Consider the following 17,622-nt stretch of genomic DNA (forward strand, 5'->3'; position numbering starts at 1 on the left):
TCAGGCCCGAGGACGCTCCGGTAACTGGCCGTAGCGTACAAGCCCGGCATCAACCGCCAGGTGGATAAGCTCAACGGAAGAGCTCACCTGCAGCTTTCCCTTCAGCATCGCCAGGTGATTCGATACGGTTTTGCTACTGACGCAGAGACGGCTGGCAATGCTCTGGATATCCTCGCCCCGGGCATACATCAGCAGCACCTCCATTTCTCGCTGGGTCATATCCCTGAGCCGATGGTCCACGGGACGTTCCTGGTTCATTGCCAGACGAGTAGCAATCGGATGTTCAATGTAGGGCTCACCAGCAGCCACCCGCTTTACCGCTTCGGCAAGCTCCTCCGGTGCGCAGTTCTTGGACACAAAGCCCATGCCGCCAACCTCCAGCGCCTGCTTCACCATCGGCAGTTCATCGTGCATGGTAAAAAACAGAATGGCGGCACCGCGCCAGCGCTGACGAATCCGTCGCGCCACTTCCAGCCCGGAGATATCCGGCAGCCCCATATCCAGCAGCATCAGGTCCGGGCGGTGTTCGGCCCAGGCGGCGATGGCAGTCTGGCCGGTTTCAATCTCGACTATCTCCAGGCCAGGCATCATGCTCCGCAGCAGAGTGGAGATTCCCTGCCTTACCACTCGGTGGTCGTCAACAATGATCAGCTTCATCGGCGCTTCTCCGGGCATCGGATTGTCAGCTCAGGGGAATGGTGAGGCATACCCTGGTTCCCTGACCTGAACGGCTGAAGAACTCGGCTTTACCGCCCAGGCTACGGGCCCTTTCACACATGGAACGGAGCCCGAGGCCAGCTCTGGCAGACAGGTCGTTGGCTCCAATGCCGTTGTCACGAATCTCGACCTGCAGCACACGGGGCTTCGCAGTCACACCCAATATGGCTTTGGTTGCAGCCGCATGTCTTGAGACATTATTCAGGGCTTCCTGCACAAACCGGTACAGGTGGGTCTGTTTATCACCGGTGAGCTCCGGCAGGCTTTCGTCCACCGTGAGTTCACAGGTCAGGCCACTGAGCTGCTGCCACTGATCCACCAGATGATGAATGGCAGATCCCAGTCCGAGCTGCTCCATGACCAGAGGATGCAGGTCCTGCAACAGGTGACGGAAATGCTGCTGCACGGTCTCACAGTGTTCGGCCAGTTCCTTCGCCTGATCCCTCTGGCGCTCATTCAGTTCCGGGTCATAGAGCCAGCCGCGAGCCTGGGCGCGAATGCCGGTAATATACTGGCCAAGATCATCATGAAGCACCCGTGCAATGTGTGCACGCTCACGATCCTGAAGCTCAAGAAGTTCGTTCAGTAATCTGGCAACGGTTTTCTGCTCGGTCTCCAGCGCTTCTGCCATGGCATTGAACCGGTGCACCAGTTGATCCAGTTCTGTTATTGGCTGCCGTGGCAGGCGTGGAGAGGGCTCCCCTTCACCGATGTCGCCCATGGCCTTGCCGATTCGCCGCAGCGGCTCTGTCAACCGGCGTATAGCCAGAAATAACGCCGAAAAACACAGCAGCATACCGATGCCGAAAGCCAGCGACACCAGCACAAAGTTTTCCCAGATTTCCTCTACTTCGTCGTATGGGTCAACCTGCCAGCCTCCGATGACAGGAAGTCCACTTGTCTGATCGGCCCCCAGGGCGCGAATAAACCAGAGAGGGACGTCGCCACCGCCATCGGCAACGCCCTCATCCGACAACGGGCGCAAATGTCGGAGGCCTGCAATCAGTTCCGGCTCAACATCTTCCGGCGCTCCAATCATGCCCGCCAACGTCGATATCCCATCCAGTTCACGGGCCACATCCAGTCTCGCCTGTTTCAGGTAGAAAAAAGCCCCAACGCCATAAACCAGGGCAAATACTGCCAGCATCAATAACGCCACTCGGCTGTATGCCCTCATGATTGGAGTCCCGTTCTGCCTGAAGAAAGCTGCCTCAACTTCATGCTAACGGTGTAAAAATTCCCGGGAATAGTTCTTTAGTACCGGCAGTTTCCTACTTTCTGAATATTTCAGCGCCTTTCCACGTTCTCTAAGCTGGACTCAACAAAAAATATTCAGAGAGGGGGCGGCAACATGGATCTTAAAGGCAGACTACTGATTGCTTCAGTCTTCTGTGGCTGGCTGCTGGCGCCGACTTCTGCGGTAGCCCTCGATGTAACCATCGGCTACATCCACTGGGTACCCGACCAGGGCCCGGTGCTATCCAATGTCACTCCGGAACCGGAAGACGCCGGCCTCCGTGGCGCTGAGCTGGGAATGGCCGACAACAACGCCACCGGCAAGTTCCTCGACCAGAACTATGCTCTCGAGTCCGTCATGGCCAGCGATGAAGAGGGCTCACTGGCCGCCCTCGACAGCATGCTGGAGAACGGCATTGATCTGCTTGTGGCCCGCGTTCCCGCAGACACACTGCAGGCGATGGCCAAAAAGGCTGACGGTAAAGCGTTACTGTTCAATGCCGGTGCATCGGACGATGACCTGCGGATCACCGAGTGCCGGCCCAACGTCCTGCACACTATCCCTTCCTACGCCATGCTGACCGACGCCCTTGCCCAGTGGCTGAGCATGCGCCGCTGGAAGGAAGTGTTCCTGATTACCGGCCCCACCGATCAGGACAAGGCCTGGGCAGATGCTTTCCGCCGTGCCAGCAAGCGGTTTGGCCTGGACATCATCGCCGACAAGCCCTGGACCTTCGATTCGGACCTGCGCCGCACGGCTTCCAAAGAATTACCCGCCTTCACCCAGGCGAGTGATTACGATGCCGTGGTCGTCGCCGATGTGCGTGGTGATTTCGGGGAGTACGTGCCGTTCAACACCTGGCTGCCGCGCCCGGTTTTAGGCACCCAGGGCATGGGCCCGGAAGCCTGGCACCGGGTGGTGGAAGCCTGGGGTGCGGCGCAGTTGCAGAACCGCTTCCGGGAACTGGCGGGCCGGGAAATGAACAGCGAGGATTATGCCGCCTGGGCGGCCGTCCGCACCATTGGCACCACTGTGACCGGGCTCGGTGAAGCCGGCCATTCGACCATCCGCGAATACCTGTTTTCCGACGATTTCCAGCTCGCCGCCTTCAAGGGCCGCAAGCTGACTTACCGCCCCTGGAACGGGCAGCTTCGCCAGCCAATCCCCCTGGTTCACCCACAAGGACTGGTTGCGACACCTCCTCTGGAAGGCTTCCTGCATCCCGATTCCGAACTGGACACCCTCGGCTACGACAGGCCCGAGAGTGACTGCCGGATCAATTGACCCCACTGAAGAACAAGAAGGAACACTCACCATGAAAAATGCTTTCAAGATCGCAACGCTGGCTGCCGCCATCGGCCTTTCCGGCCCGGCGCTGGCAAGTCTGGCTTACGTGTCCAATGAGAAGGACAACACCCTTTCGATCATCGACACAGACACCAACGAAGTCGTGGACACTATTGAGGTAGGTGCCCGGCCGAGGGGTATCCTGCTGTCCAAGGACTACACCAAACTCTATATCTGCGCCAGTGACGACGACACCGTCCAGGTACTGGACCTGGCAACCCGCAAGATCATTGACACCCTGCCCTCCGGCGAGGACCCCGAGCAGTTTGCCCTGCACCCCAATAACCGCCATCTCTACATCGCCAATGAAGACGATGCCATCGTCACGGTGGTGGATGTGGAAACCAAGGACGTTCTGGCCCAGATCGATGTCGGCGTGGAACCTGAGGGCATGGCCGTCAGCCCGGACGGCAAGTGGGCGGTGAACACCAGTGAAACCTCCAGCATGCTGCACTGGATCAACACCGAAACCTTCGAAATCGAGAAGAATACCGTGGTGGGCCAGCGCCCGCGTCACGTGGAGTTCACCAAAGACAGCAAGATCGCCTGGGCCTCAGCTGAAATCGGCGGCACCGTGCACATCTTTGACGTGGACAACATAGAGGAAATCAAGCAGATCGATTTCCAGATCAAGGGCGTGCCGCAGGACCGGGTGCAGCCGGTGGGCATTGAGCTCACCTCGGATGGCAAGTACGCCTTCGTGGCCCTAGGCCCCTCAAACCACGTAGCTGTGGTGGATGCCCAGACCTATGAAGTGCTGGATTACCTGCTGGTAGGCGCCCGTGTCTGGCAGCTGGACCTGGACAAGGACGAGAAGTTTCTCTACACCACCAACGGCGTATCCAGTGATGTATCGGTCATTGATGTGGAAGAGCTGAAGGTGATCAAATCCATCAAGGTGGGCCGCTTCCCCTGGGGTGTCGTCATCGATCCCACTTCATGACCATTGAAGCCCGCAACCTCAGCTTTCGCTACGGCGACAAGCCGGTGCTCAGGGAGGTCAGCTTCGCGCTGACCTCCGGCGGTTTTCATGCCCTGCTGGGGCCCAATGGCGCCGGCAAATCCACGCTGTTCGGTCTGCTGACCCGTCTGCTCGCGCTGCAACAGGGTGACATCCTCATGGCCGGGCAGTCCCTGAAGAAACAACCCGCCGGGGCCATGCGTAAAATCGGCGTGGTGTTCCAGCAGAATGCCCTGGACCTGGACCTGACCGTGCGTCAGAACCTGCTCTATCACGCTGCGCTTCATGGCCTTTCACGCAAAGAGGCCCGGGTGCGGGGCGACCGGGAGCTGACACGTTTCCAATTGCTGGAACGGGCCAACGAACCGGTGCGAAAGCTCAACGGCGGCCACCGGCGGCGGGTGGAAATCGCCCGCGCCCTGCTCCACGAACCCTCGCTTTTAATGCTGGATGAACCCACGGTGGGGCTGGATGTGGCCAGCCGCCGGGGGCTGAATGATCACGTACGTATGCTATGTGACTCCGATGGCCTGACCGTACTCTGGGCCACGCATCTGATCGAGGAGGTTCTCCCGGAAGACCGGGTGCTGATCCTCCATGAAGGCAAGCTGCTGGCAGACGGCGCAGGGCATGACATCTGCGAAGCCGAAGGCACACGTGACCTGGCAGAAACCTTCCATACCCTGACAGGAGCCGGTTGATATGAAAGCTGCCCATTATTGGCACTGTTTCGTCGGCATCCAGACACGGGAATGGCTGCGCTTCTGGCAGCAGCGTACCCGCTTCGCCAGCGCGCTGGTACGGCCACTGTTGTGGCTAGTGGTGTTTGCCGCCGGCTTCCGGGCGGTGCTGGGCATTTCCATCATTCCGCCCTACCAGACCTACATCACTTACGAAACCTACATCGCCCCCGGCCTGTGCGGGATGATCATCCTGTTCAACAGCATGCAGGGGGCGCTGTCCATGGTGTATGACCGGGAACTGGGCAGTATGCGGGTGCTATTGATGAGTCCGCTGCCGCGGCCGTTCCTGCTGGTGACCAAGCTGCTGGCCATGGGCGTGGTGTCGGTGGGGCAGGTGTATGTGTTCCTGCTGCTGGCGTTGCTGGTGGATGTGGAACCGCCGCTTTGGGGCTATCTGGCGGTGCTGCCGGCGCTGATTCTAACCAGCCTGATGCTTGGTGCTCTCGGCCTGCTGATTGCCACCTGGATCAAGCAACTGGAGAACTTTGCCGGGGTAATGAACTTCGTCATTTTCCCGATGTTCTTCATGTCTTCAGCGCTCTATCCACTGTGGCGCATGAACGAAGCCAGCCCCTGGCTCTACTGGATCTGCCAGTTCAATCCTTTTACTCATGCAGTAGAAGCCATCCGCTTTTCCCTGTACCTGGAGTGGAACCCGATGGCCTTTGGCATCACCGCTGGCGTAACTCTCGTTCTGTCCCTACTCGCGACTGCGGGGTTCAAACCTCAGCGTACGAAGATTCTTGGCACCTCTAAGGCTGCTTGATTGGGTGGCAGTGGGCTGTAGGGGATCCAGCCGCAGCAATTTCCCTAACAAATCATCGATAAGTCCCGGCTCACCAATCCTGTCATCCCACTACAACCGAGCCTGCTTTGACGGCCTAGCAGTGGGCCGACTACCCGAAGGTAAATACGCCAACTACTGCGACTGGAACGCCAGTCCAAGATCTCTAAGTGGCCAGCCCGGTCAGCCTGACAGAACAAGAAATCAGGATGTGCCAGAAATGTGCAATAACTTGCCAGCTTTGTCCAATACCAAACTTCACTCGTCACCTCATTATTGATGTTAACGCGCCACTATCGGTGGTGCGTATGACTGCCAAACAAATACAAGAAAGTTTCCTGATAGAGGAAACGAAGGAGTTTGAGATGAATATGTCAAAGAATGTTGATTCTTATGATGCAGTAGTGATCGGTGCAGGTGTAGCTGGCTTATATCAGTTGCACAAACTCCGAGCCCTTGGAATGAGCGTAAGGGTTATAGAAGCCGCCTCGGGGGTAGGAGGCACATGGTACTGGAATCGATATCCAGGTGCCCGATTCGACTCTCAGGCTGAGATATACCAATACTGGTTCTCAAAAGAGCTTTATGAGAACTGGAAACCATCAGAGCGGTTCCCAGCTCAGCCTGAAAGCGAGCGCTGGCTGAATTATGTAGCCGATAAACTGGACCTTCATCGAGACATTCAGTTTGAAACCCGCGTTGACTCTGCACACTGGAACGAGTCAGGTGGTACCTGGTCGATCACAACAGACAACGGTGATCATTTAGAAGCCCGGTATCTGATCGCTTGTACTGGAATGCTTTCTGCGCCCCTTGAGGATGTCTTTAATGGACAGTCCACCTTTAAAGGGCAGATCTGCCATACTTCTCGCTGGCCCAAAGAGGGGGTAGATCTCAAAAACAAGCGTGTGGCTGTGATCGGCACAGGCGCTACTGGAATTCAAGCCATCCAGACCATTGCGCCAGAGGTGGATACGCTGAAAGTTTTTGTCCGCACTCCTCAGTACACAATTCCGATGCGAAATCCGAAATACACAGAGGAGGATTGGAAATCCTGGTCCGGACAGTTTACTTATCTGAAAGATCGCGTGCTCAACACCTTCGCTGGGTTTGACTACGACTTTGATGGCCGGTCTTGGCACTCTGACAGCCCAGAGGAACGCAAAGAAAGACTGGAGAACCTTTACAATGACGGTTCACTCGCCCTCTGGCTCTCCTCATATCCCGAAATGTTCACCGACGAAGCTATAAACGAAGAAATCTCCGAGTTTGTGCGCTCAAAAATGCGGGAACGATTGAACTTCGATCCAGACCTTTGCGACCTTCTTATTCCGACAGACTACGGATTCGGAATCCGGCGTGTTCCACTGGATACAGGTTATCTCGAAACTTATCTGCGACCGAATGTCGAGGCACTGAATTGCCGAGAAACTCCGATCGAGGGGATCGTGCCAAATGGTGTTTTGATGAAGGACGGCACGGTACATGAGGTGGACATAATTATTCTGGCTACAGGTTTCGATGCAGGCTCAGGAGCCCTATCGCGAATTGACATACGCGGTAAGGAAGGTCGGAGCTTGAAGGAAGAGTGGGCCAATGAAATCCGCACCACAATGGGCCTGCAAGTATATGGCTACCCTAATTTGTTCACTACCGGCGCACCTCTTGCACCTTCCGCGGCTCTGTGCAACATGACAACTTGCCTGCAACAGCAGGTGGGCTGGATCACCGATATAATTCAGCATGCTAATGAAGAGGGAAAGACAGTAATAGAACCAACCAAACAGCTCCAGGATGAGTGGGTCCAGCACCACGACGAGGTGACAAATCAGACACTTCTCCCCCTTGTGGATAGCTGGTATATGGGAAGCAATGTGCCAGGAAAACCCAGAAGGTTACTCTCCTACTGTGGGGGGGTGAATACCTATAATCAGCATTGTGTTGAGTTGGCCGAGAACAACTACCCAGGGTTCGTCTTCGCGTAGGGCACACGTCGAAAGAGCCATTCCGACATTAACAAGAGGTAGTTTGAAATGAGCAATACAAAAATGAAAGCTGCGTTGGACAGTGTGCTACAGCAAACCACAGGGCGCCATGGTGGCGCTCCAGGTGTAGTAGCCATGGTTACCGATTCGAACAGCAATATCTATGAAGGCGCTTCGGGCGTAAGGGAGCTAGGCAAACAAGCCCCTATGGACCTAGACACTGTCTTTGCGATCTTCTCTACCACTAAAGCTATTACCAGTGTATGTGCGCTGCAGTTGATTGAAGAAGGACTTCTAAGGCTTGATGATCCAGCGGCGGAGTACCTCCCGGAGATGGACGAATTGCAAGTGCTAGAAGGGTTCAGTGCAGATGGGCAACCAAGACTGAGGCCTCCAAGGCGCAGGGTTACGGTTAGTGACCTTCTGTTGCATACCTCAGGGCTTAGCTATGATTTTTTCAGCTCGGAAGATAAACGCTACCGAGAACTGAAGGATATTCCATCGATCATCACTTGCACCAAAGAGTCGATCCAGACCGTGCTACAGCACGATCCAGGCGATGCATGGACCTACGGGGTAAATACTGACTGGCTTGGTCTGATCGTGGAGAAGTTGCGAGGAAAACGTCTTGGTGAGGTTATGCATGAGCGCGTGTTTCAACCGCTCGATATGACTGACACCGCATTTTCAGTAAACAATGACATGATGGACCGACGAGCGACAATACATACGAGGGCCGAAGACGGCCAGTTAATACCAGTTCCAGAGCTGGCATTACCAACAGAGCCTGCGATGGATATGGGCGGACACGGCCTCTATGGAACTGTGAAGGACTACATGAAGTTCCTGCGTATGATCCTGAACGACGGAGCGGGCAAGAATGGGAGAGTGCTCAAGCCTGAAACGGCAAGCTTGCTAGCTAAAGACGGCTACGCGGGCACAAGTATTCCAATCGGGTTCTGGGAGACATCCGATCCTAGCCTCGCTAACACTGGTGAGTTTATGCCGGGGGTAGATAAAGGTTGGTCCCATGCCTTCCTGGTCAACCGTGAGAGAGCACCTACAGGACGCTCATCGGGGTCAATGGCCTGGGCCGGCCTCGCCAATTCCTATCTGTGGATCGATAAAACCAAAGGAATCGGCGGTTATTGGGCAACGCAAATTCTACCATTTTACGACTGCTCATCGTATCCCGGCTTTTATGAGTTCGAAGCTACGACCTATCAAAATCTAGACTGACTCGCTGATGACCAGAGCGGTAGCCCAAGTTCTACCGCTCTGGTCAATTAGAGGAATAAACCAAAAAAGCCGATTAGTGATCCTGCGATCCTCTTATCTGACCAGGTGTTAGGTTCAGCTTACGTCGGAAAACTCGTGTCATATGAGCTTGATCCGAAAAGCCACATTCGCTTGCAATAGCTTTAATTGGCTGAGACCCATTTAACAGCATCATCTTTGCCTGCTCAATCCGTTTTTCTAAGAGGTACGCGCAAGGTGTCATTCCGTAACTTTCCTTGAATCGCCGGCAAAAAGTCCAAACGCCCAAGCCAACTACTGCCGACAGCTGTTCTATGCTGATCTGATATTGCAGGTTTCCGTGGATGTACTCAGTCAGTGTGCAGCGCTGACGTCTTGAAAGGCGAGACTGGCTGACCTTCTCTTGGAATTTGACATCCGCATAGTTACGTAATAAATGGACGCTGAGTTGTAGTCCCAGCGCTTCGGCATATGTTGGCCCTCCAATCGCTGAACTTCGTGTTTCTCCTAAGATGGCATCAGAGATTGAAGTAATGGTTGGGTCCTCTGCGTTAAGTACATCGTGCAGGCAAATCTCAGATATTGAACGTCCTAACACATCTTGAGCTACACGTGACATTAAACTCTCGGAGAGATATACGTGTGATACGTTGATTCTTTGAGTCCAATGCCAGTGTGATGGTCGCGCCCGATTTAGTAGAGAAATGTGGCCTGGCACACAGGTCGTTCGCTTCCAGTGGCTCTCAACACGCCTATCCATGGGGGTCTGCCCCTCAAAATATCGGACGATCATATAGTGATTCATCGGAGGTATCGGAACATCCAAGCCTGAATACTTATAGGAACGTTGCCCTACATCACGCCACCCAAGGCCGTCACTAGCTGTCAGTACCTCTCCCGGCACCCAAATAGGTAACTCTTCTGGTTCGATGAGATCTACCATTGCAGTCTTCCCTCGACATCTAGTCGACTGTTATTATTAGAGAATAAAAGACGTTTGGCGCACCACTCTGATTAAGCTAACCAGAGCGTAATCAAACAAAACTCGACAGCCTCTTAACGTATCTACCCCTTAAAACTCGTTTCTTCGCCAATGCGTAAAAGGCCCATTCTCCCACCCCGTCCGTCTCCGTTCAGCCTTCTACTCCACAGCTCACTATTTATCTGTAGGGCCGGTAGCGCAACTTTGGAGACATAGGCGGCGATAGGGCATTTTGGGGGATGATCTATCTTGTTGGGTGCCTCTCATAGATCAGCCTATTTTCTATCACAATTGGCACGAACAATCTGGCTAAAGCCACTGAAATATATGCCATGCTGCTTATTGAGCTTTGCTTGCACCCATAGCCCCCTAACATCATTGAGGTACTCTTAACTCTTCTATTTTCTATGGCTGAAGCTCCTTAATTTTTTAGAGTTACCTTTACCAGAGAAAGGTGTCAAGCTTGCAGTGGATAAATCCGTCTAAAGAACATAATGATCTAGGACGCTGGTCTAAGTTCTTTTCTACGAAAGTGTTGTTCATTCAGCTAACCCCAGATAAGCCCTCCATAGCTTCTCCTAATAGTTGCAAATATGCCTACAATCAACACTGCTCTTTTCTAATAGCACCAAGCCTCAGAACAGTTTGCGGTGATGCAGCGCAAACCCAGTCGATCGAACATTCTTTATGCAAGTATCGAATCCGCGACTTAATCAGTCCACAACGGATAACTTATCTCGTCAAACCAACCTTCCGAAGTTGCCCCAGAATTTCATGAGTCAAGGTCGGTTTATTGATAGCATCATCCCACTGCAACCGCGCCGGCCTACCGCCCAGATACCACAACCGATTGGCCAGGATCTCCGCATCACCCCCATCATGGGTGACACAAATCATCGCCATCCCCGCATTGGCATCCAGAATCCCAGCAATCAGTATTTTCAGCTCGCCCGCCATAACCGGGTCCAGCGACGCAAAAGGCTCATCCAGCAATAACAGGTCAGGTTTCACTGCCAGACAACGGGCCAGTGCTGCTCTCCGGGCCATACCGAGAGACAGCTGGTCCGGCAGATAGTGGCCATAGCCTTTGAGACCCACACAGGCCAGGTGCGCTTCCGCCTCCTCATGATTTGCGCCCGCCAACCGTAGATTGGCATTCAGAGTGCGCCAGGGCAGCAGCCGATGTTCCTGAAACAGATAGCCAACCCGGAGTTTCTCGCGTCCGATGATCGCTTCCGCCGGGATGGTTTTATCCAGCCCCGCAATCGCATTAAGCAGAGTTGTTTTCCCGATTCCCGACGGCCCGAGCAGACAGATCCGATCCCCCCGTTCTATGGTGGCAAACACTTCCCCCAGCACCGGCTGGCCGAAGCTGCGGCCTGCAATCCGCAGTTCAAGCATGGGCCACCTCCGGCTGGCGCCAGCGGCTGGAGCGGCGTTCGAGGGGCTGCAGGATGGCCAGTTCGATGAGCTGGACCACGGCAATAAACGCCAGGCTATAGGCGAGGATGGCAGCCACGTCGAATACCTGGAAGGCCATGTGCAACTGGAAACCGATGCCATCCGAGCGGCCCAGCAGTTCCACCACCAGGACAATTTTCCAGATCAGGGCCAGCCCGCCCCGGGTGGCGGCCATAAGGTAGGGGAAGAGTTGCGGCACCCAGACTTCGCGGAACCGCTGCCAGCGGGTGAATTCATAAACCGTGGCCATTTCCTCAAGCCGGTAATCCAGGCTGCGTGCGCCTTCGCGGACGGTGACAGCGACATTGGGTACTTTGTTGATGACCACGGCCATAACCGCAGCCACTTCCACCAGGCCGAACCAGACGTACATCAGAATGATCGTGACCAGCGCCGGCAGGTTGAGCAGTAGCACCAGCATGGGGTCAAACAATGCATTGGTGGTTCTTGACCGGCCCATGATGATGCCAATGGCGGTGCCCAGCAACATCGCCAGAACAAAAGCCACGATGACACGGGCAAGGGTGGCACTCAGGTGATGCCAGAGTTCACCGGAAGCGGACTCCCGTAACAGAGTGTCGAGCACATTGAGCGGCGTCGGAAGCAGGGGGGATTCAAGCATCCAGGCAACCAGGGCCCAGAGCAGCACGAAAGCAGGCAGGACCACCCAGTAGCTCCAGGCCGGCGGGCGACCCGAGTGACTGCTCACGGCCGGCTCCGGTAGAACAGCTCTGCCGACATCAGGTTGTCAGAGTCGGCGCCGGTGAGGGTCAGCAACCGATGCAGATCCGCAATCCGCTGGTCGGTCAGGGGGGCAGGCGTGCCCGCTATGAAGCCTTCCTTCAAGGCCTGGATTACTCCATCCTGCGGTTTGCCCATCAATGGCCGCAGCCGCTGCCAGTGTGATTCGTCTTGCGCCAGTTCCGCTTTGGCCTCGCGCAGGGACGCCGCAAAACGGTCGACCAGCGAACGATGATCCTCAGCCCACTCCGCCGGAAATACATACCCCAAGACTGGAAGGTTCGGGTCCAGGTTCATGGCGGTGAGCAGGTCAGCCATTCCGAACGCGGAGCGCCAGCCGCCCTCCCCCATCTGCCGTGCGGCGAAATGCCAGTAGGTGACAATCACGTCCACCTGGTCCCGCTTCAGGGCCTGGCTCAGCAGCGGCGGCGCAGCGAACTGGACATCGGCGGATTCAGTCAGACTGACCCCCTGCTGTTCTGCAACCTTCTGGAGTAGTATCCAGCCCTTGCTGTCGGGGCCGCCCGCAACGCCGATGCGCTTGCCGGCAAGGTCGGCCACAGATCGAATATCGGAATTTTCTGGCACCACGATATCGCCAATCCGGGATGAGAAAGGCACATACAGGTAAGGAGTTCCCGACTGGAACCGGGACTGGGCCCAGAGCAGGTCGGCCACAGCACCGTTTACCGACCCGCTGGTAACCGCCAGCCGGGAGGCCGGGAGGTTGGCCACCAGTTTCAGTTCGAGGCGATAGCCGTTCTTCTGATCCAGCTCCCGGTGCTGGATGTGGTCGAGTTCCCAGTGGGCTGTGCCGAATTGCAGCACGCTGACAGACACTACTGGCAGAGGTGTAGAGTCTCTATCACTGGCATGGGCGAAGCCTGCCAGTAAAAAAACAAACAACAGGGTTAGCACGGCCCACAAGAATGGTCGAGTGGGGGCTGCAAATGATTCAGGATCGGGCGTTGTTATTGGTTGTTGGCTCATCCCTCCACGATACGAAGCCCGCCGCCACGCAAGAATAGTACTTTGGTGCCTGTTTTTTGGTGCGATGGTCGCATTCAACCAGAGGCGCAGATAGCGTGTAATGAGATCATCATAATAATAACCAAAGGGTCTATCCGATTCCGGAGACTCTACTGCACAGGAGGCCGCCATGCTTTATGAGCACCATGCCGCACTCTCTTCCGAAAAGCGTTATCATGCATCGGAAACAACCACACATAATGAAAACAAACAGGTGGAACCATCCATGGAGCCGGCATACAAGATTCTGATCGCCGACGACCACCCTCTGTTCCGTGAAGCCATCAGCAGCGTGATTTCATCAGGATTCAGCGGTAGCGAGATTATTGAAACCGCAGACCTTGATAGTGCGCTGGAGATCACCCGCGCAAACGATGACCTGGACCTTATTCTGCTGGACCTGAACATGCCCGGCATGCACGGCCTGAACGGGCTTATTTCCCTGCGGAACGAAGCACCCACCATCCCGGTGGTGATTGTGTCAGCAGAGGAAGACAAGCAGGTTGTGCTCCAGGCCATCACCTACGGCGCCTGCGGGTTCATTACCAAATCCTCGCCCCGGGCCCAGATGACCGAAGCCATACAGCAGATACTCAATGGTAACGTCTACCTGCCATCGGACATCATCCGTACCGGCAAGGAGAACACCAGCCGCCGCAGCCGTCACGAAGAGAACCCGATTTCACCGGAACTGCTGAACTCCCTCACCCGGCGCCAGCTGCTGGTGCTGGAGCGCATGTCCAAGGGTGAGTCCAACAAGCAGATTGCCTATAACCTGAATATCGCCGAAACCACGGTGAAGGCCCATGTGTCGGCGATACTGCGTAAGCTTGGGGTTCATAACCGGGTGCAGGCGATTCTTTCGGCGAGTGATGTGGATTTCAGTCAGTATCTGAAGCGGTAGGTCACGCCCTCAGCAGGTGATTCAAAGCACTCCGCAACTTCAGCGGCTTAACCGGCTTGTTCATCAACACATGCCCCAACTCCCGGATATGCTGTTTCAGCTCATTGCTGTAATTGGCGGTAATCATCACCACCGGCGCGGGGCAATGCCGACGACCGTTAATGTTGGCCACCACATCCACGCCGTTCTCGTCGTTGTCCAGGTGGTAGTCTGCCAGGATCAGGTCCACCGGACTCTCCGCCGGGTCCAGTTGGCGTTCTAGATCCTTAAGGGATACCGCGATGACGACTCTGCACCCCCAGCCTTCAAGCAGAGTTTTCATGCCCTGACAAATGGACCAGTCATTATCGATCACCCAGATCCGTGCACAGCCGAGACCACTATCGAAAGATACTGTCCGGTTCTGATCTGCTGCCGATTGTCTGGCCTTCAATCGGCCCAGGGGCACCCTGACGCTGAATACCGAACCCTTGCCTTCCGTAGACTCGACCGACACTTCATGACCAAGCATGCGAGATATCTTATCCACGATAGCCAACCCGAGGCCAAGCCCCTTTTCCAGTTGGGAGCCGGCTGGGCGAATTCGTTTAAACTCCTGAAAAATCTCGGTAAGTTTATCTTCGGGAATACCCGGCCCGGTATCCCACACCTGCAGCAGAACATGACCGGCCTGTCTGCGGCATCCCAGCATGATGCGCCCTGTGCTGGTGTAGCGAATGGCATTGGTCAGGAAGTTGCGGAGTATCCGAGCCAGTAGCTGGGAATCGGATACCACAATGGCCGAGGAGGGTACAAAGTCCAGGGTCAGATCTTCGGCCATGGCCATCTGTCGGAATTCCTGAGCAATGTTGTTGATAAGGTCCCGTAGATCAAAGGCGGTAACGTCCGGCTTAATCACGCCAGCATCAAGCTTGGAGATATCAACCAGAGTACTCAAGAGGTTTTCAACATCATCCAGAGATGTGCTCACCGAACGAACCAGCCCCTCGGCCTTCGGCCCGAACGATTGCTCCAACAAGGCACTCGTAAACAGGCGGGCCGCATTCAGGGGTTGTAACAGATCGTGGCTGACCGCCGCCAGAAACTTAGTTTTGGAGAGGTTGGCGCCCTCTGCCTCCAGCTTGGCATCTCGAAGTCGCTCTTCTACCCTCGACCGCTCGGCGATCTCCTGACGCAGCTGGTTATTAAGGCCGGTGAGAGCGGCGGTACGTTCTTTCACCCGCCGTTCCAGGGTACTATAGGCCTGCTCCAAAGCCAGCGCGGTTTTGCGACGATCGGTAATGTCGCGGATCAAGACAAAGAAGCCGGCGACACTTCCTGCCTCGTTAATGTTGGGCACATAGGAACGTAGCATATAACGGACGTCTCCCTGCTCGCCACATTCCTCAAATTCGAAGGTTACACTGCTCCCCGCGAGCGCTTGTCGTATCTGTGGCAACAGACGCCGGTACAGGCCAGAAGAGTGCACTGTCTCCAGGGGTTTGCCAAGAGGTGATTCGCCGTTGCGCCCATACCAGGATTCGTACACCTTGTTACAGAATTGCACTGTTAGGTCTGCTCCGACATAGGCAATCAATGCAGGTATATGGTCTGTCACCACCCGTATCCAGCGCTCACTTTCCTCCAGCGCCTTGATGCGGCGAGCCATCTCGCTGTTCTTGACGTCGGTGATATCAGAATACAGCACCACCAATCCGCCCTCACGGGTGGATCTCTCTGTCATCTGTACCCAACGGTCGTTAGCCAGCAGAAACACAACACCCTCAGAATTCGGGTGACTCTGCTCTTCCACGATCAGCCCCGAACTGACAGCCTGGCGTTTCACATCTGCAATGGTGGTACCTGGTTCCGGCACTTCTACACCCGCATCTCCCCAATAACTGCGAAATCGACTGTTGCTCTGAATCAGACGGTGCTGGTGATCAAAAAGGGCAAAGCCATCAGCAATGCTTTCAATGGCATCGCTAAGACGATGGCGGGTGGTTTCAGCTTCGACACGGGCACGGCTCAACGCCTTATTGCTGACTTTAAGCTCCTCCATAGTCTGATTGAGGGTCTCCGTACGCTCCCGCACCTGTTCCGCCAGCACCACGGAATGCTCAAACGCCGCATAGGGTTCAGGCTTGTGGGAGGAGCCAGACTCCACCCGAACGATGAGGGCATCACGGATACGGCGCAGGCGCTCGTTTTCCGCCTCAAGTTCGGCAATGCGCCGATCCCTGTCTTTAGTGGGAGTGTCACTCTTGCAGGGCACGGGCTTCAGGCTGACCAATGACCACCCCCGTAAAGGTCTGGTTGATATGCATACCATTAAACTGCTCGCCGTACGTGTTAAAGCCGATCACTTTGTGATGGCGAAGGAATTCAGATACCGCCTCAATTTCCCCTGTCAGCTCAGCTTCCAAGCGACGCAGGAAACAGTCACATCCGATAGTCACCAACGGTGGCCCCACCATCTGCTCAGACGCTTCGATTTGAGTTCGCACACTGTCCAGCAGACCTCCGGGTTCCATGGTGGTAATCACAATGCCGGTTTCCACGGCACAGTAGAAAGTGAGGCTTTTATCTTGGTTAACTCGCTGAACCGAACGCACGAAGTAATCCCCGCCAATTTTCACGCCCATGGGCCTCAGCGCGAACACCTTGCGGTCCAGGGCCTCCACATTCACGCCAACAGCGCGGGCGTAGGCATCAGCCGCGGGTTCGGCGTTGATTTCGTAAACGGTGCGGCTTTCAGCACAGGCATCGGTAACGACCAGTTTCTCGCTGGTTTCAACCATGTGGTGCGTGGAAAACACCCGGAAATCCAGAGGTGTATTGACCAGCAGAACCGTCGCCGCACCGGTATGAAACTGCCCATCGTAGAATACATGGGTATTAGCCAGGCGTTCATCATCACCCGCTGACCCGCCAAACTGCGGGATGGAACCCAGAGCTGCATTGAGCGTCGCCAGCACCAGCTCCTCACGACTGGAGAGACCGTCCAGCAAGGTAATCGCAAAAGTATTACCCTTCACCGGAGCAAGCTTGGCATCACGGCATGTGGACAGCAGGCCATGAATGACGCTCTGGGCATCCTGCAGGGTAAACCGATCGAGCTCGCGAATCAGAGCGCAATCAATGGAAAAGTAACGATGATCGAAGCCGATGGCAGTAATGCATCCACGGCCATAGCCCTCCGGCGTAATCTCTCCAGCTGAGGTACAGCCGTACACACGCACCCCCTGAAAAGCATGTTCAAGGGCTATACCGAGACGGCCTAGATCGTATTCCGCGGAACAGAAGAACAACACCCAACCCAGGTGCTCATGGTTCAACTGACTGGCCAGATTAGTTGCCGCCAGCATGGGATCGCGAACACTGGAGCTCGATACCCGAACGGCAGGCAGGGTTGTAACTGGGTTCATGTACGCGGACCTCAAAAACGAACGACTTTCCACTAATTCTACGGCATCCAGAAACGCGGCCAATGCA

At 55.4% G+C, this 17,622-nt stretch carries 15 protein-coding genes; 7 read left to right on the forward strand and 8 right to left on the reverse strand.

What is annotated here, in order from left to right; genetic code table 11:
• Entirely contained in the window at positions 1-657 is a 657-nt protein-coding gene (locus tag B3M52_RS13620; RefSeq protein WP_286749689.1) for a response regulator, read from the reverse strand.
• 25 nt (positions 658-682) lie between these two features.
• Positions 683-1,894, reverse strand: coding sequence for a HAMP domain-containing sensor histidine kinase (locus B3M52_RS13625; RefSeq protein WP_286749690.1), 1,212 nt, complete (start codon positions 1,892-1,894; stop codon positions 683-685).
• 174 nt (positions 1,895-2,068) lie between these two features.
• Between B3M52_RS13625 and B3M52_RS13630 the strand changes: the two genes are divergently transcribed.
• The 6 genes from B3M52_RS13630 to B3M52_RS13655 all read left to right on the forward strand — a co-directional run bounded on the left by B3M52_RS13630 (position 2,069) and on the right by B3M52_RS13655 (position 9,013).
• Positions 2,069-3,238 (forward strand): ABC transporter substrate-binding protein, encoded by a 1,170-nt coding sequence (locus B3M52_RS13630; RefSeq protein ID WP_286749691.1) that lies wholly within the window; start codon positions 2,069-2,071, stop codon positions 3,236-3,238.
• Between the two features lie 31 nt (positions 3,239-3,269).
• Positions 3,270-4,244: a YVTN family beta-propeller repeat protein gene (locus B3M52_RS13635; protein WP_286749692.1), complete on the forward strand. Its 975-nt coding sequence runs from the start codon at positions 3,270-3,272 to the stop codon at positions 4,242-4,244.
• Positions 4,241-4,963 carry an ABC transporter ATP-binding protein gene (locus B3M52_RS13640; RefSeq protein WP_286749693.1) on the forward strand — a complete coding sequence of 241 codons (723 nt, stop codon included), beginning with the start codon at positions 4,241-4,243 and terminating at the stop codon, positions 4,961-4,963. Before B3M52_RS13635 ends, B3M52_RS13640 begins: the two co-directional genes overlap by 4 nt.
• Position 4,964: 1 nt before the next feature.
• On the forward strand, positions 4,965-5,771 hold the full coding sequence (locus B3M52_RS13645; RefSeq protein WP_286749694.1) for an ABC transporter permease: 807 nt from the start codon (positions 4,965-4,967) through the stop codon (positions 5,769-5,771).
• Between the two features lie 326 nt (positions 5,772-6,097).
• Positions 6,098-7,774 (forward strand): flavin-containing monooxygenase, encoded by a 1,677-nt coding sequence (locus B3M52_RS13650; protein WP_286749695.1) that lies wholly within the window; start codon positions 6,098-6,100, stop codon positions 7,772-7,774.
• 48 nt (positions 7,775-7,822) lie between these two features.
• The gene (locus B3M52_RS13655) at positions 7,823-9,013 is read left to right on the forward strand and encodes a serine hydrolase domain-containing protein (protein ID WP_286749696.1); all 1,191 of its coding nucleotides are present in this window, start codon (positions 7,823-7,825) and stop codon (positions 9,011-9,013) included.
• A 73-nt stretch (positions 9,014-9,086) separates the two neighbouring features.
• Here the strand turns inward: B3M52_RS13655 and B3M52_RS13660 are convergent, their stop codons facing one another.
• The 4 genes from B3M52_RS13660 to B3M52_RS13675 all read right to left on the reverse strand — a co-directional run bounded on the left by B3M52_RS13660 (position 9,087) and on the right by B3M52_RS13675 (position 13,205).
• On the reverse strand, positions 9,087-9,974 hold the full coding sequence (locus B3M52_RS13660) for a helix-turn-helix transcriptional regulator (protein ID WP_286749698.1): 888 nt from the start codon (positions 9,972-9,974) through the stop codon (positions 9,087-9,089).
• A 771-nt stretch (positions 9,975-10,745) separates the two neighbouring features.
• Positions 10,746-11,414 (reverse strand): ABC transporter ATP-binding protein, encoded by a 669-nt coding sequence (locus B3M52_RS13665; protein ID WP_286749699.1) that lies wholly within the window; start codon positions 11,412-11,414, stop codon positions 10,746-10,748.
• The gene (locus B3M52_RS13670; RefSeq protein WP_286749845.1) at positions 11,407-12,096 is read right to left on the reverse strand and encodes an ABC transporter permease; all 690 of its coding nucleotides are present in this window, start codon (positions 12,094-12,096) and stop codon (positions 11,407-11,409) included. Before B3M52_RS13670 ends, B3M52_RS13665 begins: the two co-directional genes overlap by 8 nt.
• An 83-nt stretch (positions 12,097-12,179) precedes the next feature.
• Positions 12,180-13,205, reverse strand: a complete 1,026-nt coding sequence (locus tag B3M52_RS13675) for an ABC transporter substrate-binding protein (RefSeq protein ID WP_286749700.1) — start codon at positions 13,203-13,205, stop codon at positions 12,180-12,182.
• Between the two features lie 265 nt (positions 13,206-13,470).
• Here B3M52_RS13675 and B3M52_RS13680 point away from each other — a divergent pair, with 265 nt between their 5' ends.
• Positions 13,471-14,148, forward strand: coding sequence for a response regulator transcription factor (locus B3M52_RS13680; protein ID WP_286749847.1), 678 nt, complete (start codon positions 13,471-13,473; stop codon positions 14,146-14,148).
• A gap of 1 nt (position 14,149) precedes the next feature.
• On the opposite strand, the gene B3M52_RS13685 is transcribed toward B3M52_RS13680, so the two are convergent.
• Positions 14,150-16,420 (reverse strand): hybrid sensor histidine kinase/response regulator, encoded by a 2,271-nt coding sequence (locus B3M52_RS13685; protein WP_286749701.1) that lies wholly within the window; start codon positions 16,418-16,420, stop codon positions 14,150-14,152.
• The gene (gene nosP / locus B3M52_RS13690) at positions 16,386-17,555 is read right to left on the reverse strand and encodes a nitric oxide-sensing protein NosP (protein WP_414673598.1); all 1,170 of its coding nucleotides are present in this window, start codon (positions 17,553-17,555) and stop codon (positions 16,386-16,388) included. The genes B3M52_RS13685 and nosP overlap by 35 nt, the downstream gene beginning before the upstream one ends.
• Positions 17,556-17,622 lie beyond the last annotated feature (67 nt).

Origin of the sequence: Marinobacter sp. UBA2688, from assembly GCF_002352785.1 — a bacterium.
In the GTDB taxonomy this organism is placed as follows: domain Bacteria; phylum Pseudomonadota; class Gammaproteobacteria; order Pseudomonadales; family Oleiphilaceae; genus Marinobacter; species Marinobacter salarius.